This window comes from Halogeometricum rufum (genome assembly GCF_900112175.1).
GTDB classification, from domain to species: domain Archaea; phylum Halobacteriota; class Halobacteria; order Halobacteriales; family Haloferacaceae; genus Halogeometricum; species Halogeometricum rufum.
The window spans coordinates 201,890-217,711 of sequence record NZ_FOYT01000001.1 but is presented as its reverse complement, the minus strand read 5'-3'; the positions used below and the strand labels follow the sequence as shown (position 1 = coordinate 217,711).

Sequence of the window (15,822 nt, the reverse complement as noted above, 5' to 3'; positions counted from 1 at the left end):
CGGCCGGCGATGCCGTAAAACTGCGGTCAGTAGGTGAACAACACCTGCACGGCCGCGGGGTTTCGCTCCAGCAACCGGTAGGCGTCGGCCGCCTCCGCGACCGGAATCCGGTGAGTGACGAGCGACGACGGTTCGAGGTCCGCGAGGGCATCGAGGGCGTAGTCCAGACGGCGGTCCTTGTCCCACCGGCCGGCGTGGTCGGCGTCGATTCGGCTGACCTGACTCGACCGGATGCGTATCTTGCTCCGGTGGAACCGCCCGCCGAGGTCCAGCGAGACGCGTTTCTCGCCGTACCACGACCCGACGACGAGGCGGCCGTCGTCGCCGGTGGTCGACAGGGCGTCCGAGAGGGCGTCGGGGTTCCCCGAGAGTTCGAAGGAGAGGTCGCTGCGCCCGTCGCCGGCGAACCGGTCGGTGACGGCTCCCGGCACTTCCTCGGGGGCGAACGACGCGTCCGCGCCGAGCGAACGCGACCGCTCGCGACGCGGCGCGTGGCAGTCCACGGTGACCAGTTCCGAGAGGGGGAACCGCGACAGCAACGCGGTGGTGACGAGGCCGACGACGCCTTGCCCGAAGACGGCGGCGCGTTCGCCGACGCGCGGCCGGCCGTCCATCACCAACCCCGTCGCCGTCTCCATCGTCGCCAGCATCGCGGCGTCCTCGTCGGACAGGGCGTCCGGCAGGGGGACGAGCGACGCCGGGTCGGCGCAGAAGTGACTCGCGTGCGGGTGGAAGGCGAAGACGCGCCGGCCCGCCCACGAGGGGTCCACGGCGTCGCCGACGGCGGCGACGACGCCGACGGCCGCGTACCCGTACGAGAGAGGATAGGCGAACGGTTCGTTCAGCGCGTCTATCGTCTCGTCGAGGGGCGTGTCGTCGGGCACCTCGTCGCGGTAGACGAGGAGTTCGGTGCCGGGACTCACCGCCGACGTCGACGTCTCCACCAGCACCTCGCCGTCGTCCGGCGACGGAACCGGCTCCCTCGCCACCTCGACGGAGCGCGGACCGGTGAACCGCACTCGTCTGGCGCCCGTCACGTGTGCACGCCCGGGAGAGGCGAGTGCGGCGCGGTTCCGTCCGCTGTCGGTCGAGTCATACCCAAACTGACGACGGCGACGGGGTAAAACTGTCGCGCGGGGGAACGTTCACCATCGCACGGGTCCTACGCTGGACCGTGAGCGACGAGGCCGAAGTGACGCCCGGCGTCGACGCGGACGCCGGTGCCGACGCGCCGTCCGGTACCAGCGCGGAGTCCGGTACCGGCGCGGGCGCCCGACGAACGACCCGACAACTGTTCTCCCTCGGCGTCGGACTCGCCGCGTGTACCGCCGTCGTCGCCGTCGTCGGCGAGCGTCGAGTGCCGGGCGCGGGACTCCCGTGGGCCGTCGTCGCGGCGTCGGGGGTGGCCGCCGTCGTCGGATTCGCCGGACTGCGCACCGACCGGAACCGCCCGGCCGAGGGACGTCGAGCGTTCGAGTCGCTCGGCGTCGCCAACGCGGTGACGCTCTGCCGCGGCGCACTCGTCGCCTTCCTCGCCGGGTTGCTCGTCGTCCCGACGCCGTTCGGCTGGCTCCCCGCCCTCCTCTACGGGTCCGTCGCGGCGCTCGACGCCCTCGACGGCGCCATCGCCCGTCTGCGCGGCCGGACGACGCTCCTCGGGGCGTCGCTGGATATGAACGTCGACGCCGCCGGACTCCTCGTCGCCGCCCTCGTCGGCGTCGTCGCGGGGTCACTCCCGCCGTGGTACCTCCTCGTCGGCGTCGCCCGCTACCTGTTCCTCCTCGGCGAACGGGTGCGACGGCGGCGGGGGCTTCCCGTCTTCGAACTCCCGCACAGTACCCCCCGTCGCGTCCTCGCGGGCGTGCAGATGGCGACGACGGCCGTGGCGCTCGCGCCGGTGGTTCCGCGCTGGGCCGCGTGGACGCTGGCGACGGCGACGATGCTCCCGTTCCTCGGGAACTTCCTCCGCGACTGGTTCGTCGTCTCGGGCCGGCGGGAGCGCCCGTTCCCCTAGTCGCGCCGGAGGAGGACGACGAGGACGCCGACGAGGGCGAGTTGGGCGACTTTGTCGACGACGGCGACCGGAGAGAGCTGGTTCAGTCCCTGAACCACCGTGACGGCGTAGATGGCGACCTGTCCGAGGACGAACGGGATACCGACCAGGTACGCGAGTCGGCGGCGGACGTTCAGGACCACCATGGCGACGCCGACGGCGAACCCGACTGTGGCGACGAGAAAGGAGACGCCGAACGCCGACGGGAGGGCGGCGACGCCGAGGACGAGGTGGACGACGCCCGAGAGGGCGGCGAGGGCGATACCGACGTAGTGCACCGTCGTGAGCGAGGCGGTGTCGATGCGCGACGACATGCCCGACCTGTTAGTGCGCAGAGACATTAACAGTCGGTGCCGCGAGAGACACTCGACGGATCGGAACGCCGTCGCTCGGAGATGTGAGAGGGGAAAGGGAGCGCGGTGGAGCGTCGAGACCGAGAGCGGTCTACTCGGGCTTCAGACCGCCGTCCTGCACGCGCATGACCGCCTCGCCGTCGGCGAGGTTCGGCGCGTCCACGAGGCGGACGATACGCTTGTCGCCCTTCGACTTGCGGAGGTAGATGCGGAACGTCGAGGTGTGGCCGAGGATGTTGCCACCGATGGGCTGTGTCGGGTCACCGAAGTACGAGTCGGGGTTCGAAGCCACCTGGTTCGTCACGAGGACGGCCGTGTTGTACAGGTCGCCGATGCGCATCAGGTCGTGCAGGTGCTTGTTGAGTTTCTGCTGCCGTTCGGCGAGTTGGCCGCGGCCCACGTACTCCGCGCGGAAGTGCGCGGTCAGCGAGTCCACGCAGAGCAGACGGACGGGGTACTCGTCGTCCTCGTGGTCGCGGGCGAGTTCCTTGGCCTTCTCGGCGAGCAGAATCTGGTGGTTGGAGTTGAACGCCTTCGCGACGTGAATCTTGTCGAGGACGTCGCTGAGGAGTTCCTCCATCGCCGCCTCGTCGTCCGGGGAACCCTCTATCTCCCGGTCGTCCATCGTGGCCTGAAGCTTCTCGTCGTCGAGGCCGAAGAGCATGTCCTCGATTCGTTCGGGACGGAACGTGTCCTCGGAGTCCACGAAGATGCAGGACCCGCCGAGGCCACCGTGTTCGGGCGGCAGTTGGACGTTGACCGCCATCTGGTGGGTCACCTGCGACTTCCCGGAACCGAACTCGCCGTACACCTCGGTGATGGACTGCGTCTCCAGTCCACCGCCGAGGAGTTCGTCGACTTCGGGAATCTGCCAGCTGAGTTTACCGATCTGCTGGCGTCGTTCGAGGACCATCGAACCGGTCTCGAAGCCGCCGATGTCGGCCGCCTCACGCGCGGCGTTGATGATGTCCGAGGAGGTGGACTCACCCACGTCCGCGGTGTTGGAGAGTTCGCTGGGACTCGCGACGGCGATAGCCTGGTAGCTCTCGAAACCGGCGTCGACGAGTTTGTCTGCGGTAGCGGGGCCCACGCCCGGGAGACTTTCGAGGTCGTCTTCTGGCATCGTATACGGACCTGCGGCCCACGGCCACATAAAGCCTCGTTAACAGCGGAGTGGAAGTGAAACTGACGGACAGCGGCGGGCCGGCGTTCAAGAACTCGTGAACGTTTAAGCCCGATGTGGTCCCGAACGGCGTCGAGACTGGAGAGCGAGAGGCGGTGAGCGACGCGCGGAGTGAGAGCGGGACGGAGGGAAGGACAGAATCGAGGAGTGGCGACGGAGTCGAAACGCGACGAGGGGGCGAGAGGTGGCGCGGAGTCAGACGCGGGCCGTCGGCGCTACTCCCAGGGGTGGCCGCCGGACCGGTCGGACCACATCGGGTACCAGTACTCCTTGTCCGGTTCGAGTTCGAGTTCGCCGTCCAGCACCGACTCCAGTTTCAGCAGGACGCGGTCGTTCTGCTCGCGGCCGCGTTCGGGGGCGAACGGGTAGTAGGCCCCGCGGCGGAACGAGTAGATCCAGTAGGCCCGGTCGTCGTCGCGTTCGAAGCCGAAGACGGCGGCGAGCAGTCGAGAGCCGTAGCCGCGTTCGATGAACTCGTCGGCGGCGAAGTGGACGCTCGTCACGAGGTCCTCGGGGTCGTCGTCCTCGAGGACGACCCACTCCCACCCGTGAGAGTCCTCGCGGAGGCGGAAGTCGGTGCCCGTCTCCTCCTCGCCGGCCTTGAGGATGGTCTCCACCTCTTCGACCGTCTCGGCGAAGTCGGTGCTGTCCACCGAGGAGAAGCAGAGCGCGGCGGCGCCGACGGACTCGAATCCGAGGTCGGCCTCCATCGTGATGTACGCCGTGCTCATGCCGAACAGGTCCTCGGGGTCCGCGTCGCGCGTGGCGTCCGCCTCGGCGCTCGTGCCGAGGATGGAGCGGAGCGAGTCGAACAGTCCCATCTTACGCCGTCTCCATCTCGCGTTCCAGGTCGCGGAGTCGTTCGATGCGGTTCTCCGTCGAGGGGTGCGTGCTGAAGACGCGGCCGATGAAGTCGCTCTTGATGGGGATGATGAAGAACGCGTTCATCTCCGACTGCTCGCGCAGGTCGTCCTTCGGCACGTTCTCCATGTTGCCGGATATCTTCATCAGCGCCGAGGCGAGCGCCGAGGGCCGGCCCGTGATGACGGCCGCGCCGCGGTCCGCGGCGTACTCGCGGTAGCGCGAGAGCGCGCGGATGAGGACGAACGAGACGATCCAGACGACCAGCGAGACGGCGATAGCGACGATGATGCCGCCGCCCTGCCGGTCGCGACTGCCGCCGCCGAACCAGAAGCCCCAGCGGACGATCATGAACGCGACCGTCGAGAGGAACGAGGCGATGGTCATCACCATCACGTCGCGGTTCTTCACGTGCGCGAGTTCGTGCGCGAGGACGCCCTCCAACTCGTCTCTGTCGAGCATCCGGAGCAGGCCCGTCGTCACGGCGACGGCCGCCTTCTTCTGGGACCGGCCGGTCGCGAAGGCGTTCGGGATGCGCGAGTCCACGACGGCAACCTTCGGTTTCGGCAGGTCGGCCTGCTGGGAGAGTCGCGAGATGGTCCCGTGCAGTTCGGGGTACTCCTCTTCGGACACCTCCTTCGCGCCCATGCTGTACAGCGCGAGTCTGTCGCTGAAGAAGAACTGGGCGAGCAGGAACACCCCGACGAACGGCAGGATGAACCAGTTCCGCGTCGCCGCGAGCGCCCCGACGAAGACGATGTACAGGGCGAAGAGCAGGAACATCGTGAGCACCATCCGCCCGCGAAGTCCCCAGTCCGGTTTCCAATCCATGCGCTCAACTTCGCGTTCGTCGCTCTAAACGTTGTTGGAGCGTAACGTGTCGCCCGCCCGCGCGTGCCGCCGTTCGACCGGGAATCCGCCGTGCGACGCCGCAGACGACGGCGTGAGTACCCTCGCGTCCGGGTCGTGACGGCGCGGTGATTTTTGTCGGCGGCCGGCGTACGTTCAGACATGTTCACAGACCGCACGGAGGCGGGCGGACGACTCGCCGAACGACTGCGCGAAGCGGCGGTGACGCCGGACCTCGTGCTGGCCATCCCGCGCGGCGGTCTCCCCGTCGGCCGCGCCGTCGCGGACGCCCTCGACGCGCCGTTGGACGTGGTGGTGGCGTCGAAGGTGGGCGCGCCGGGCAACCCCGAACTCGCCATCGGCGCCGTCGCGGGCGACGGCAGTCTGTGGCTGAACGAGTCGCTGGTCGACCGACTCGGCGTCGACGAGGGGTACGTCGAGGCGGAACGCGAGCGAGAGGCCGGCGTCGCCCGCGAGAAGGTGAGCGAGTACCGCGGCGGCGACCCCCTCCCGGACGTGTCCGGCAAGCACGTCGTCGTCGTGGACGACGGCGTGGCGACGGGCGCGACGGCGTTGGCGTGCCTGAAGCAGGTCCGCGAGGGCGGCGCCGCACGCGTCGTCTTCGGGACGCCCGTCGCCGCCGCGTCCACGATTCCGCGCCTGCGCGAGGAGGCCGACGACGTGGTGGTCGTGGAGGTACCCGAGCAGTTCTCGGCCGTCGGCTACCACTATCGGGACTTCGGTCAGGTGACCGACGAGGAGGCGTTGACGTATCTGGCCGCGGAGGGGTGACGGGGACGCGTCCGGCGCGACGGCCCGCGAGACGCGGACTCCGTCGTTCTTAAACGCGCTCGTCCGCTAGTGACGGCGAATGAGTTCAGCCGACTTCTGTCCGCGCTGTGGGGACCCCGTGCCGGAGCGTGCCGAACCGCTCCCCGGGATGCCCCGCGACCGAGACGCGGTGCTCTGCGACGCGTGCTACTTCGAGGACTTCGACCTCGTGGACGCGCCAGACCGCATCGAGGTCCGCGTCTGTTCGCAGTGCGGCGCGGTCCACAGGGGGAACCGATGGGTGGACGTGGGTGCGAAGGACTACACCGACGTCGCCGTCGAGGAGGTGTCCGAAGCGCTCGGCGTCCACCTGAGCGCCGAGGACGTGCAGTGGGGCGTCGAACCCGAGCAGGTCGACCAGAACACCATCCGGATGCACTGCACGTTCACCGGGTTCGTCCGCGACACGCACGTCGAGGAGACGGTGACCGTGCCGGTCAAGATATCGCGGCAGACGTGCAAGCGGTGCGGCCGCATCGCCGGCGGCTACTACTCCAGCGTCGTGCAGGTTCGGGCGACGGACCGCGACCCGACGGAGGAGGAGGCGCAGCGAGCCATCGAAATCGCGGAGTCGTACATCGCCGAACGCGAGGAGACGGGCGACAGGAACGCGTTCATCTCCGAGATAACCGAGTCCGGCGACGGCCCCGACATCAAGATATCCACGAACCAGATGGGCGGCGGCGTGGCCAAGCACGTCGTCCGCGAACTCGGGGGGAGTTTCGAGGAGTACCCGACGCTCGTTACCGAGGACGGCGACGGCAACGAGGTGTACCGCGTCACCTACGCCGTCCGACTGCCCAAGTTCACGCCGGGCGACGTCATCGACCCCGAGGACGACGAGGGACCGGTGCTGGTCCGAAGCGTCCGCGGTAACCTGAAGGGCGTCCGCCTCGCCAGCGGTGAGAAGTACGAGTCGGAGTTCGAGGAGGGCGAGACGCCCGACGCGCGCCGGGTCGGCACCGTCGAGGACGCCGCGGAGACGACTGTGGTCACCGTCGAAGACGAGAACGCGGTGCAGGTGCTCGACCCCGAGACGTACGAGTCGAAAACGATAGCGCGGCCCGACTACTTCGACGACGAGGCGGGGTCGGTCCACGTCCTCAAGAGTCGCGCCGGACTCCACGTGCTCCCCGACGAGATGGTCGAACGGACCGACGAGTCGGCGTAACGGTCCGCGAGTCGACGGTTAGTCCGCTCGCACCGGGCTGTCCGCCGTCGCCGCCGTCAGGTCCCCTTCTTCCCGGACGTCGATGTCGTGTCGGCGGAGCGCGACTACGAGTTCCTCCTCGGAGCGACCCGCTCTGGTCGCCGCCTGCGAGAGTGTCAGCGTTCCGCTTTTGTACAGCGTCATCGCGGCCGTCAGGGCGTGATTGTGCATGGCCGTATGCTCCCACAGACAGACCCGAGGGTGTTAACTATTTCGTGAGAACGCTTGACAGACCGAGACGGTAGGGCGAAATTAATGCGTTGATTGGAGCATTATTCGGCCTACAATAGAGCATACGCATAATGCAGTTAACAATCATTAAGTAAACGTCCGTCCGTCGGTTGCGTTCGGTGTAAATGCTGCCACTCGGACTGGTCAGGCGAAAAGATTGAAATCCCCCGGGTGGTGACGAGAGGTGTGGACCGACAGCAGATACTCGCGTTGATACTCGTCGTGTTGATGATCGGCTCGACGTTCGCGTACGGGGCCAGTCTCCTGTTCTGAGCGGGGGTGGTCGTCTCCGGGGGAGTCAGCCGTCGCCCCAGACGTCGGAGAGGGGGTGGTTCGACCGGCCGTCGTCGGCGTCGTCCGACCGGCCGCGAGAGCCGTCGGTTCGGCCGCTCTCACCGGTCCCGCGTGACCCGTTCGAAGACGGGTTCGACGACCCGGACGCGGACCCCGAAGACCCGAGAGACGACCGGGTGCCCGAGGACCGCGACCCCGACGACCGACCGCGGCCACCGGCGGCCTCCTGGTCGAACTCGGGTAGGTCCGGCGTCGTCATCTCCTCGACCTGCGCTTCGAACCAGTCGGGCATCTCCGACCGGGTGCGGTCGAACAACTGCAGGAGCGAGGAGTCCGCGAGGTACGTCGCGCCGTAGTCGTCCGGCGCGCGGACGACGCGGCCGCAGGCCTGTATCACGGTTCTGAGCGCCGCGCGCCGGTACCACGACCACTGCCCGTCTTCGAGACGGCGGGCGACCCGCGAGTCGTTCGTGTTGAGGTACGGCGCCTTGCAGACGACCTGCCAGCGGCACAGGTCCCCGCGCAGGTCGAGCGCCTCCTCCATCTTCACCGAGAGGAACACGTCCGCGCCCGAGGAGGCCTTCCACGACTCCAACTCGGCGTCGCGGTTCGCCTTGTCGTGGCCGCGGACGCGGTTCCCGAGGCCCAACTGCGCGAGTCGCTTCCGCAACGCCGACTGGATGGCGTAGGAGTGGCAGTGGACGAGTCCCTTCTCGTCGGGGTGTTTCGCCATCAGTCGGACGAGGAGGCGAGCGATCTTCGGGAGGGTGTCGTCGCGGTGTTCGTACGTCATCTTCCCCTGCGTCACGTCGTACAGCGGCCGGTTCTCGAGGGGGAACGTGTGTTCGACGTCGACGAGGGCGACGTTCGAGGGGTCGAGGCCGACGCCCCGGCAGAACGCCTCCTTGTTCAGAATCGTCGCCGAGAGGAGGGCGAAGCGGTTCCCCCGGTCCCAGACGGTGTGTTTCAGGTAGCGCGCCGGGTCCAGCGGTTTCACCGTGACGGGTTCGCCCTCGCCGTCGGGTTGGTCCACCACCCACGTCGTCGGGCTCTCGGGGTCGCGGTAGTCCTCGACGAACCACTTCAGTTCCGAGCGGAGTTCCTGCAACCGGTCGCGCCGCGCCGCCTCCTCGGGCGTGAGTTCGGGCTTCCGCAGGAGTTCGTCCTTCGCGTTCGAGCAGACGCCCAGCAGGGCTTCGGCGAACCGGACGGTGCGTTCGAGGGGGTCGTCCGCGGCGGTCACGTCGGGGACGCCCACGTCGTCCCAGACGGGGACGGTGCGGGGGCTCAGGTCGATGGTGGCGTACATCTCGGCCCACTCGGCCAGCCCGTGCGCCTCGTCTATCACCACCACGTCGCGCTGGCGGAACACGTCCGAGCCGGCGGTCTGCATGAAGTACGCCAGCGTCATCGCCGCGATGTTCCGGTTGGAGGCGATGGCGCGGTCCGAGAAGTACGGACACCGGTGCCGGACGGTGCAGTCGAACCCCTTCTGTCTGGCGCACGGCGCCCGGTCGACGGGCGTGTCCGTCTCGCCGTTGAGGATGCAGGTGTAGTTGGACTTGCCGCGGATGACGCTCAGGTCGTCGAGCAGGGGGTCCTCGGCCACGTCGTCCAACTGCGACACCTGCGGCGTCGTGTAGTAGGCGTCCGTCGCCTGCGCCGGCTTCGCCTCCGCCGTCGTCCGCGCGGCGCCGGCGATGGCCCGCGCGAGGAGCGACTTTCCGCTCCCCGTCGGCGCGCGGACGAGGACGACGTCGTTCCCGTCGGCGAACGCGTCGCGGATGTCGCGGAGGGCGTCCTCCTGCGCACCGCGGTAACTGGGGGCCGGAAACGACGGCAGGATTCGGTCGGGGTCCACGTCGGAGACTGTCGCCCACCCGGCCTAAAAGGTTCGCTCCCGGCGGGGGCCGAGGGGGGAGGAGAGGTGAGGAGACGGGAGCGAGCGAGACGCCGGCGCGGGGGCGACGGGCGTCGTCCGCATCTCAGAGGCCCTCAACGTCCGCCGTCGTCACCGCCCGGTCCTCGGGCAGGCGGTCGATGCAGTCGTAGCAGAGGAAGAACTCGCCGCCGTCCTCCAGTTCGAGCGTGATTCCCTGCGTGGACTCGTTCGAGAACGACCAGAAGTCGCCGATGCCGCCGCCGATACGGACGGACTTCCCGCAGCCGTCGCACGGTTCTTTGGTCACGTCCGAGGAGACGGCGTCGAACGACAAGAGTGGTCGGTCTGTCCGGGCCACCGCTCCCGCGGCGGAGTCGGTCCCGGTTCGGGACCCGGGCCGCCGGCGACGGGACGCAGATGCCGCGCGTGCGACCGAGACGGCCTTTCTTGTGCGGCGGTAACGTAGCACACAGGTATGGACGTCGATTGCGAAGGCTGCGCAGGCTGCTGCATCGACTGGCGCCCGGTGTCGCCCGCGCCCTCCGACCACGAGCGTCGCGGCCCGCGGCGACCGCTGGACGACGTGTACAACCTCGTGCCGCTGACGCGCGACGAGGTGGCGGCGTTCGTGCGGGCCGGCTTCGGCGACGTGCTGGTCCCGCGGATGTGGGCGGCGGACGACGAGTCGGACGCCGCCGTCGAGGTGGACGGCGTCAGGGTGGCGGCCGTCGGCGACCGGCCGGCGTTCTTCGTCGGCCTGCGGAAGCCGCCGAAGCCCGTCGCGCCGTTCGGCACCGAGCGGACGTGGCTGGACGCCTGCGTCTTCCTCGACCCCGAGACGCTGCAGTGTCGCATCCACGACGACGACCTGTACCCCGACGAGTGCGCCGACTACCCCGGACACAATCTCGCCCTCGACCAGCGGTCGGAGTGCGAACGGGTCGAGGAGGCGTTCGGCGGCGATAGACTCCTCGACGCCGACGCGCCGGACGTGAGCGGCCTGCTCCTCGGGCCGCACGCCGTCGGGTCGAAGCTGTTCGCCTACCCCGACGCCGACGAACTCGCGGGGACGGTCGAACGGATGCGGCGCGGCGACCTGACCGACGCGGACCGCGCGGCGTTCGTCGGCGTCGCCGTCGGGTCCCGTCCCGGGTCGACGGAGGTGGACGAGTCCCGCGCCGCGGCGGCGCGCGAGAGCGTCCTCGACGCGGCGTCGTGGGCGGGCGAGGCCGTCGAGGCGTGGACCGAACTCGCCGGGAGCGTCGACGCTGACGACGCGCCCGCCGGCGAGAGCGTGGAAGTCGCCCGCGGCGCGCCGGAGACGCCCGGGTGGGACGACGCGGCGTAGTCTCGTCGGGGCGGCCGCTCCGAGCCGCGTGAGCGAGAACTGTTAACACCGTTCCGGCCTATCGACACGACATGAGAGTACTCGTGACGGGCGCGACCGGATTCGTCGGCAGCCGCCTCGTCCGCGCCCTCCTCGACGCCGGGCACGAGGTGTCGGCCCTCACCCGGGACGCGTCGGGCGCGGACCTACCCGCGGAGGTTCAGGTCGTCGAAGGCGACCTGTTGACGGCGTCGGACTACCGCATCGTCGACGGCGGCGGCGGAGACAGCGACGACGGCGGCGGCGAAACCGCCGAGAACCTCGCAGACTGCCTCTCGGCCCTCGGAATCGAGGCGGCGTACTACCTCGTCCACTCGATGCAGTCGGGGTCGGACTTCGAGGAACGCGACAGGCGGGCCGCCCGGCACTTCGAGCGCGCCGCCTCGGCGGCAGGCGTGCGGCGCGTCGTCTACCTCGGGGGCCTCGGCGAGGAGCGGGACCGCCTCTCGCCGCACCTGCAGTCGCGCCGCGAGGTGGAGTTCATCCTCGGCGAGGGCGACTACGACCTGACGACGCTGCGAGCCGCCATCATCGTCGGCGACGGGAGCGCGAGTTTCGAGGTGATTCGGCAACTCGCCGGCCGTCTGCCGGTGATGCTGACGCCGCGGTGGGTCGACACGGAGTGTCAGCCCATCTACGTCGACGACGTGGTGGCCTACCTCGTCGGCGTCCTCGACGTGCCGGAGACGGCCGACAGGACCTACGAGATAGGCGGCCCCGACGTGCTGACCTACGGGGAGGTGCTGCGCCGCGTCGGCGAACATCTCGGGAACCGGACGCACCTCGTCTCCGTGCCGGTGTTGACGCCGCGGCTCTCCTCGTACTGGGTCAGCCTCGTCACGGACGTGCCGGCGTCGGTGGCCCGGCCGCTCATCGAGGGGCTGAAGAACCCCGTCGTCGTCCGCGACGACAGCATCAAGCGGTACGTCGACGTGACGTTGACGTCGTTCGACGAGTCGGTCGAACGCGCCCTCGGGGAACACGAGGCGGCCGAGGACGCGGTGCCCGCCTCGCCCGTCGAGACGGTCGAGGGGGCGGCCGACGACGGGGCGGAACGCGAGGGCGAGACGGACGCCGAATCGAGCGCGAGCGCGGCCGACAGCTGAATGGCGCCGCGCGCTTCGCGGGAGACGAGGCTCTCCCGCACGCAGTTCGGCGAGACGTGGGTGTACGAGAGCATCGTCGGCGCCCTCCCGGGCATCCACCTGACCGACGGCGAGGCCATCGCCCTACAACTCGGTCTGTTCCAGGTGTTCGTCCTCTTCTTCGCGTGGGCGTACGACCTCTGGGAGGCCGTCGTGCCCGGTACCATCGCCGTCGGCGTCGCCGCCGTCGGGAGCGTCGTGATGCTCCGGATGGGCCGCACGACGCGGGAGACGAACCTCCCCGAGGCGTACACGCGCCTCCTGTTCGGGTCGAGCATCGAGGTGGTCCTCGGCGTCCTCGCGTTCGTCGCCCTCGTGACGCACCTGTTCGTCTACGACACCCGTCAGGGCGGGTCGGCGCTGTTCACGTCGCTGTTCGGCGCGGAACCGCCCGTCGTCGTCGTCTACCTGGCGCTCCTGGTCCTGTGGGACCTCTGCTACCGCATCGGAACGTCGTGGTGGGCCGCCATCGTCTCGCTGTGGGGGTCGTGGCGCTACACCGTCGACCCCGCGACGGCGCGGACGCTCCGCGTCGCCGACGGCTGGAACGTCGTCTTCGGCGTCGCCCAACTCGCACTCGTCCCGTTCATCCTCGACCAGCAAGTGCTGCTGCTCGCCGTGGCGGGCCACGTCGTCGCCGTCACTGTCGTCTCGACAGTCGCGGCGGTGACGGTGAGAATCGAGTGACTGGCTAGTTCCCCTTCATCTCGCGGAACTTGTCGAGGAGTGCTTCCGCGGAGTCGCCGGAGTCGTAGGTGACCTCTCCGTGGTACACCGTTCGGTCGTCGTCGAACGTCGTGTCGACCGAGCCGTTCTTCCGCTCTCGGCGCTCGTGTTCGTCTTCGTCGTAGGCACCCATTGACATGTTACAGTTTACCTTGTGAAGCTTACTCACATATAATTATCGGTGACATACGCGGCCATCGACGCGGAACCGATATACCCGTTCACCGATAACTGGGCGTGTGGCACGCCCTCTGCGATTTCGCTACGCGCCGGGACGGTGGGACGAGACCCGCGTCCGGCGCGACATTTACGACGACCTCGACTCGAACCTCGGCGCGACGTGGGAGACGCCCTGGTTCAAACCCCCGGACGGCTTCGACGCGGCGCGGTTCGAGATGGACAACGGAGACGTTGCCCTGTTCCTGTGGAACGACGACGTCGCCTACTGGATGGGGAACACCGAGACGCCCGAGACGCTCTGGCGGACGGACAAGAAGGGGTTCACAGAGGTCCCCGACGACGTCTCGCGGTGGGTGACGCGCGAACTGACCGCCCAACTGCACGAGGAGTCGCCGTGGCTCGAACCTTACCCCCACCTCTCGTGGTTCTTCCTCCCCGTCTTCCTCTCGAAGGACGGCCGGGAGACGACCCGGTCGTTCTTCGACGACCACGCCGCCGGCTTCCCCGACGCGACGCGCGACGAGGCGTTGTCCTTCTACGAGGAGTTCCTCGCGACGGGCGTCCTCGACGACGACCGGGAGGTGATGGCCGGGAAACTGGGTACCTCGGAGTACCTCGACCTGACGCGGATGACCGCCGCGATGGGCGAGTTCAACGCCGGCAAGTTCCTCGTTGACGCGGGCTACGACATCGTCCCCGAGATAGACGTCACCACCGGGCACGCCATCGACTACCGGGCCTCCCGGAACGGCGAGGGTACCCTCGTCGAGGTGACGCGGCCGCTACCGACGAGCAAGCGAAGCGCCGGGACGCCCGTCGCCGCCGTGCGCGACACCGCCGAGACGAAGTCCGGCGGGCAGTTGCAGGAACACGGCGGCGGCGTCGTCCTGTTCGTGGACTGCTCGTCGTTCCCGGACGACGAGTGGCGGTCCGTCCACGCCGAGAAACCGGAGGTTCACCATCGGCCGGCCGTCGTCTTCCGCGTCCGGCCGGACGGTCGATTCGAGGGCTACACGAAAGGAAGCGTTCCCCTCGACGTCCCGTTCTAGAAGGAGACTTGCTGCGGGCCGTCTTCGCCGAAGGTAGAGACGTCTCGGTCGCTGTAGTAGCGGCGGCCGATGGCCTCGTGGCCCATGCCGCAGAGGAGGGCGTTCCGCGCATCGTCGGCGCAGGTGTACGTCTCGAACCCCGCGCGGGCGAGCACGTCCGCGAGTCGTTCGCTGCCGTTGGGGTGTTCGATGGTCTGGTCGCCGAACGCCTCGATGAGTTCTTCGGTGGTCGCGGGGAACTCGTGGGCGTCGATGACTTCGTCGGTTCGGTTCAGGCGCATTACAGGCAGTCCTACCCGAGCACTATTCTTAATGGTTTTCCATTATCGTGATTTTACACATAAAGGACCTTATACAACAATATATCACATACAAGGTCGGGGCGAAAACGCTTTCCCGGGCGGCCGCGGAGGCCCAGTCGTGACTCGAGACCGGAACGGCGACGGCGACGAGGGACGGCCCGTGGCGGACCTCCACCTCCACACGACGGCGTCGGACGGCGTCCTGACGGTGCCCGAACTCCCCGCGGCGGCGGCGGCGGCCGGCATCGACGTGGTGGCGGTGACCGACCACGACCGGGTCCACCCGTCCCTCGACGCCCCCGTAACCGAACGCGACGGCGTGACGGTGATACGCGGCGTCGAACTGCGCGTCGAGACGCCCGCACAGCGACTGGACCTCCTCGGCTACGGCGTCCGCGACACCGAGACGCTCCGCGCGGTGACCGAGCGAATCCAGACCGACCGGAAGGAACGCGGCCGGAAGATGGTCGAACGCGTCGAGTCGCATCTGGACGTGGAACTCGACGTCGAACTGCGCGAGGGCATCGGCCGGCCGAACGTCGCCCGCGCCATCGACGAGAGCGACGCCCCGTACGACTACGAGGGGGCGTTCGAACACCTCATCGGGAACGACGGCCCCTGCTACGTCCAGCGGTACGTCCCGGACTTCGAGACGGGCGTGACGGCCCTGCGGGAGTCGTGCGCCGTCGTCGGCCTCGCGCACCCGTTTCGGTACCCGGACCCCGAGGCGGCGCTGGACCGCGCCGCCGACCTCGATGCAGTCGAGCGATTCTACCCCTACGGCGAGGGGAGTGCGGCGGCGGCGGACGGCGAACTGGTCGAACGCGTCGCCGCCGAGAACGACCTGCTCCTGACCGGCGGGAGCGACGCGCACGACAGAACGCTCGGCGTGGCCGGTCCCGACGCGGAGTCGTTCGCCGCGTTCGCCGCGCGCGTGCCGGGCGTCTGACGCGGACTCTCGTCGCCGATAACCGGGAGCGTAGAGTTAAATCAGGTGAAGCCCGAAGGGGTTGTATGAAGTGCCACTACTGCGACCGAGACGCCGCGTACGCCGCCGAGAAGGACGGGATAAAGGTGGGTCTCTGCGAACGGCACTTCCGAGAGCGTGTCGAGGAACTCGCCGACTCCGAGGAACTCGCCGCCCTGCGGGAGCAAATCGATATCGACCGCACCGAGTGAATCTTGTATGAACGAGGACGCGGTCGACGTCGAGTAGAAATCGACCGAACGACCGACGTGAGTGGACGGGAAGCCGACGCCGTTTCTGACCGGCATCTCGCTCGTCG

19 protein-coding genes are annotated in these 15,822 nt (G+C 68.7%); 9 read left to right on the top strand and 10 right to left on the bottom strand.

Annotated features, from left to right (window positions below):
- Positions 1-26: 26 nt before the first annotated feature.
- Complete coding sequence (locus BM310_RS01070; protein WP_089803897.1) at positions 27-1,037, bottom strand: zinc-dependent alcohol dehydrogenase; 1,011 nt, start codon at positions 1,035-1,037, stop codon at positions 27-29.
- Positions 1,038-1,174: 137 nt separating this feature from the next.
- On the opposite strand from BM310_RS01070, the gene BM310_RS01065 reads away from it, so the two are divergent.
- Positions 1,175-2,014 carry a CDP-alcohol phosphatidyltransferase family protein gene (locus tag BM310_RS01065; RefSeq protein WP_177232498.1) on the top strand — a complete coding sequence of 280 codons (840 nt, stop codon included), beginning with the start codon at positions 1,175-1,177 and terminating at the stop codon, positions 2,012-2,014.
- Here BM310_RS01065 and BM310_RS01060 read toward each other — a convergent pair.
- From BM310_RS01060 to htpX, 4 genes are all read right to left on the bottom strand, one after another.
- The gene (locus BM310_RS01060; protein ID WP_089803895.1) at positions 2,011-2,367 is read right to left on the bottom strand and encodes a DUF7475 family protein; all 357 of its coding nucleotides are present in this window, start codon (positions 2,365-2,367) and stop codon (positions 2,011-2,013) included. The two genes, BM310_RS01065 and BM310_RS01060, sit on opposite strands and share 4 nt — an antisense overlap.
- Before the next feature lie 130 nt (positions 2,368-2,497).
- Complete coding sequence (gene radA / locus BM310_RS01055; protein ID WP_089803894.1) at positions 2,498-3,529, bottom strand: DNA repair and recombination protein RadA; 1,032 nt, start codon at positions 3,527-3,529, stop codon at positions 2,498-2,500.
- Positions 3,530-3,804: 275 nt separating this feature from the next.
- Positions 3,805-4,410, bottom strand: a complete 606-nt coding sequence (gene pspAB / locus BM310_RS01050) for a PspA-associated protein PspAB (protein ID WP_089803893.1) — start codon at positions 4,408-4,410, stop codon at positions 3,805-3,807.
- Position 4,411: 1 nt separating this feature from the next.
- The gene (gene htpX / locus BM310_RS01045) at positions 4,412-5,281 is read right to left on the bottom strand and encodes a zinc metalloprotease HtpX (protein ID WP_089803892.1); all 870 of its coding nucleotides are present in this window, start codon (positions 5,279-5,281) and stop codon (positions 4,412-4,414) included.
- Between the two features lie 180 nt (positions 5,282-5,461).
- Here htpX and BM310_RS01040 point away from each other — a divergent pair, with 180 nt between their 5' ends.
- The gene (locus BM310_RS01040; protein ID WP_089803891.1) at positions 5,462-6,091 is read left to right on the top strand and encodes a phosphoribosyltransferase; all 630 of its coding nucleotides are present in this window, start codon (positions 5,462-5,464) and stop codon (positions 6,089-6,091) included.
- Between the two features lie 79 nt (positions 6,092-6,170).
- A complete protein-coding gene (locus BM310_RS01035) occupies positions 6,171-7,301 on the top strand; it encodes a 60S ribosomal export protein NMD3 (RefSeq protein WP_089803890.1) in 1,131 nt (376 codons plus the stop codon).
- 18 nt (positions 7,302-7,319) lie between these two features.
- Here the strand turns inward: BM310_RS01035 and BM310_RS01030 are convergent, their stop codons facing one another.
- The 3 genes from BM310_RS01030 to BM310_RS01020 all read right to left on the bottom strand — a co-directional run bounded on the left by BM310_RS01030 (position 7,320) and on the right by BM310_RS01020 (position 10,054).
- Positions 7,320-7,511: a DUF7317 family protein gene (locus tag BM310_RS01030; protein ID WP_089803889.1), complete on the bottom strand. Its 192-nt coding sequence runs from the start codon at positions 7,509-7,511 to the stop codon at positions 7,320-7,322.
- Between the two features lie 358 nt (positions 7,512-7,869).
- Positions 7,870-9,726: a helicase C-terminal domain-containing protein gene (locus BM310_RS01025; protein WP_089803888.1), complete on the bottom strand. Its 1,857-nt coding sequence runs from the start codon at positions 9,724-9,726 to the stop codon at positions 7,870-7,872.
- Positions 9,727-9,850: 124 nt separating this feature from the next.
- Entirely contained in the window at positions 9,851-10,054 is a 204-nt protein-coding gene (locus tag BM310_RS01020; RefSeq protein WP_089806916.1) for a DUF7561 family protein, read from the bottom strand.
- 168 nt (positions 10,055-10,222) lie between these two features.
- Here BM310_RS01020 and BM310_RS01015 point away from each other — a divergent pair, with 168 nt between their 5' ends.
- The 3 genes from BM310_RS01015 (at position 10,223) to BM310_RS01005 (ending at position 12,966) form a co-directional block, all read left to right on the top strand.
- Positions 10,223-11,095: a YkgJ family cysteine cluster protein gene (locus tag BM310_RS01015; RefSeq protein WP_089803887.1), complete on the top strand. Its 873-nt coding sequence runs from the start codon at positions 10,223-10,225 to the stop codon at positions 11,093-11,095.
- Positions 11,096-11,166: 71 nt separating this feature from the next.
- Complete coding sequence (locus BM310_RS01010) at positions 11,167-12,240, top strand: NAD(P)H-binding protein (RefSeq protein ID WP_089803886.1); 1,074 nt, start codon at positions 11,167-11,169, stop codon at positions 12,238-12,240.
- Positions 12,241-12,966, top strand: coding sequence for a DUF7530 family protein (locus BM310_RS01005; protein WP_089803885.1), 726 nt, complete (start codon positions 12,241-12,243; stop codon positions 12,964-12,966). It begins immediately after the preceding gene.
- Between the two features lie 4 nt (positions 12,967-12,970).
- Here BM310_RS01005 and BM310_RS20810 read toward each other — a convergent pair whose 3' ends face one another.
- Positions 12,971-13,144, bottom strand: coding sequence for a DUF5786 family protein (locus BM310_RS20810; protein ID WP_143105085.1), 174 nt, complete (start codon positions 13,142-13,144; stop codon positions 12,971-12,973).
- Positions 13,145-13,244: 100 nt separating this feature from the next.
- Here BM310_RS20810 and BM310_RS01000 point away from each other — a divergent pair, with 100 nt between their 5' ends.
- On the top strand, positions 13,245-14,234 hold the full coding sequence (locus BM310_RS01000) for a DUF5784 family protein (RefSeq protein ID WP_089803884.1): 990 nt from the start codon (positions 13,245-13,247) through the stop codon (positions 14,232-14,234).
- Here the strand turns inward: BM310_RS01000 and BM310_RS00995 are convergent.
- Positions 14,231-14,515: a DUF5789 family protein gene (locus tag BM310_RS00995; protein ID WP_089803883.1), complete on the bottom strand. Its 285-nt coding sequence runs from the start codon at positions 14,513-14,515 to the stop codon at positions 14,231-14,233. The genes BM310_RS01000 and BM310_RS00995 overlap by 4 nt on opposite strands.
- A gap of 139 nt (positions 14,516-14,654) precedes the next feature.
- On the opposite strand from BM310_RS00995, the gene BM310_RS00990 reads away from it, so the two are divergent.
- Positions 14,655-15,485, top strand: a complete 831-nt coding sequence (locus BM310_RS00990) for a PHP domain-containing protein (protein WP_089803882.1) — start codon at positions 14,655-14,657, stop codon at positions 15,483-15,485.
- Positions 15,486-15,550: 65 nt separating this feature from the next.
- Positions 15,551-15,715 (top strand): DUF6757 family protein, encoded by a 165-nt coding sequence (locus tag BM310_RS21145; RefSeq protein WP_167313653.1) that lies wholly within the window; start codon positions 15,551-15,553, stop codon positions 15,713-15,715.
- Positions 15,716-15,822 lie beyond the last annotated feature (107 nt).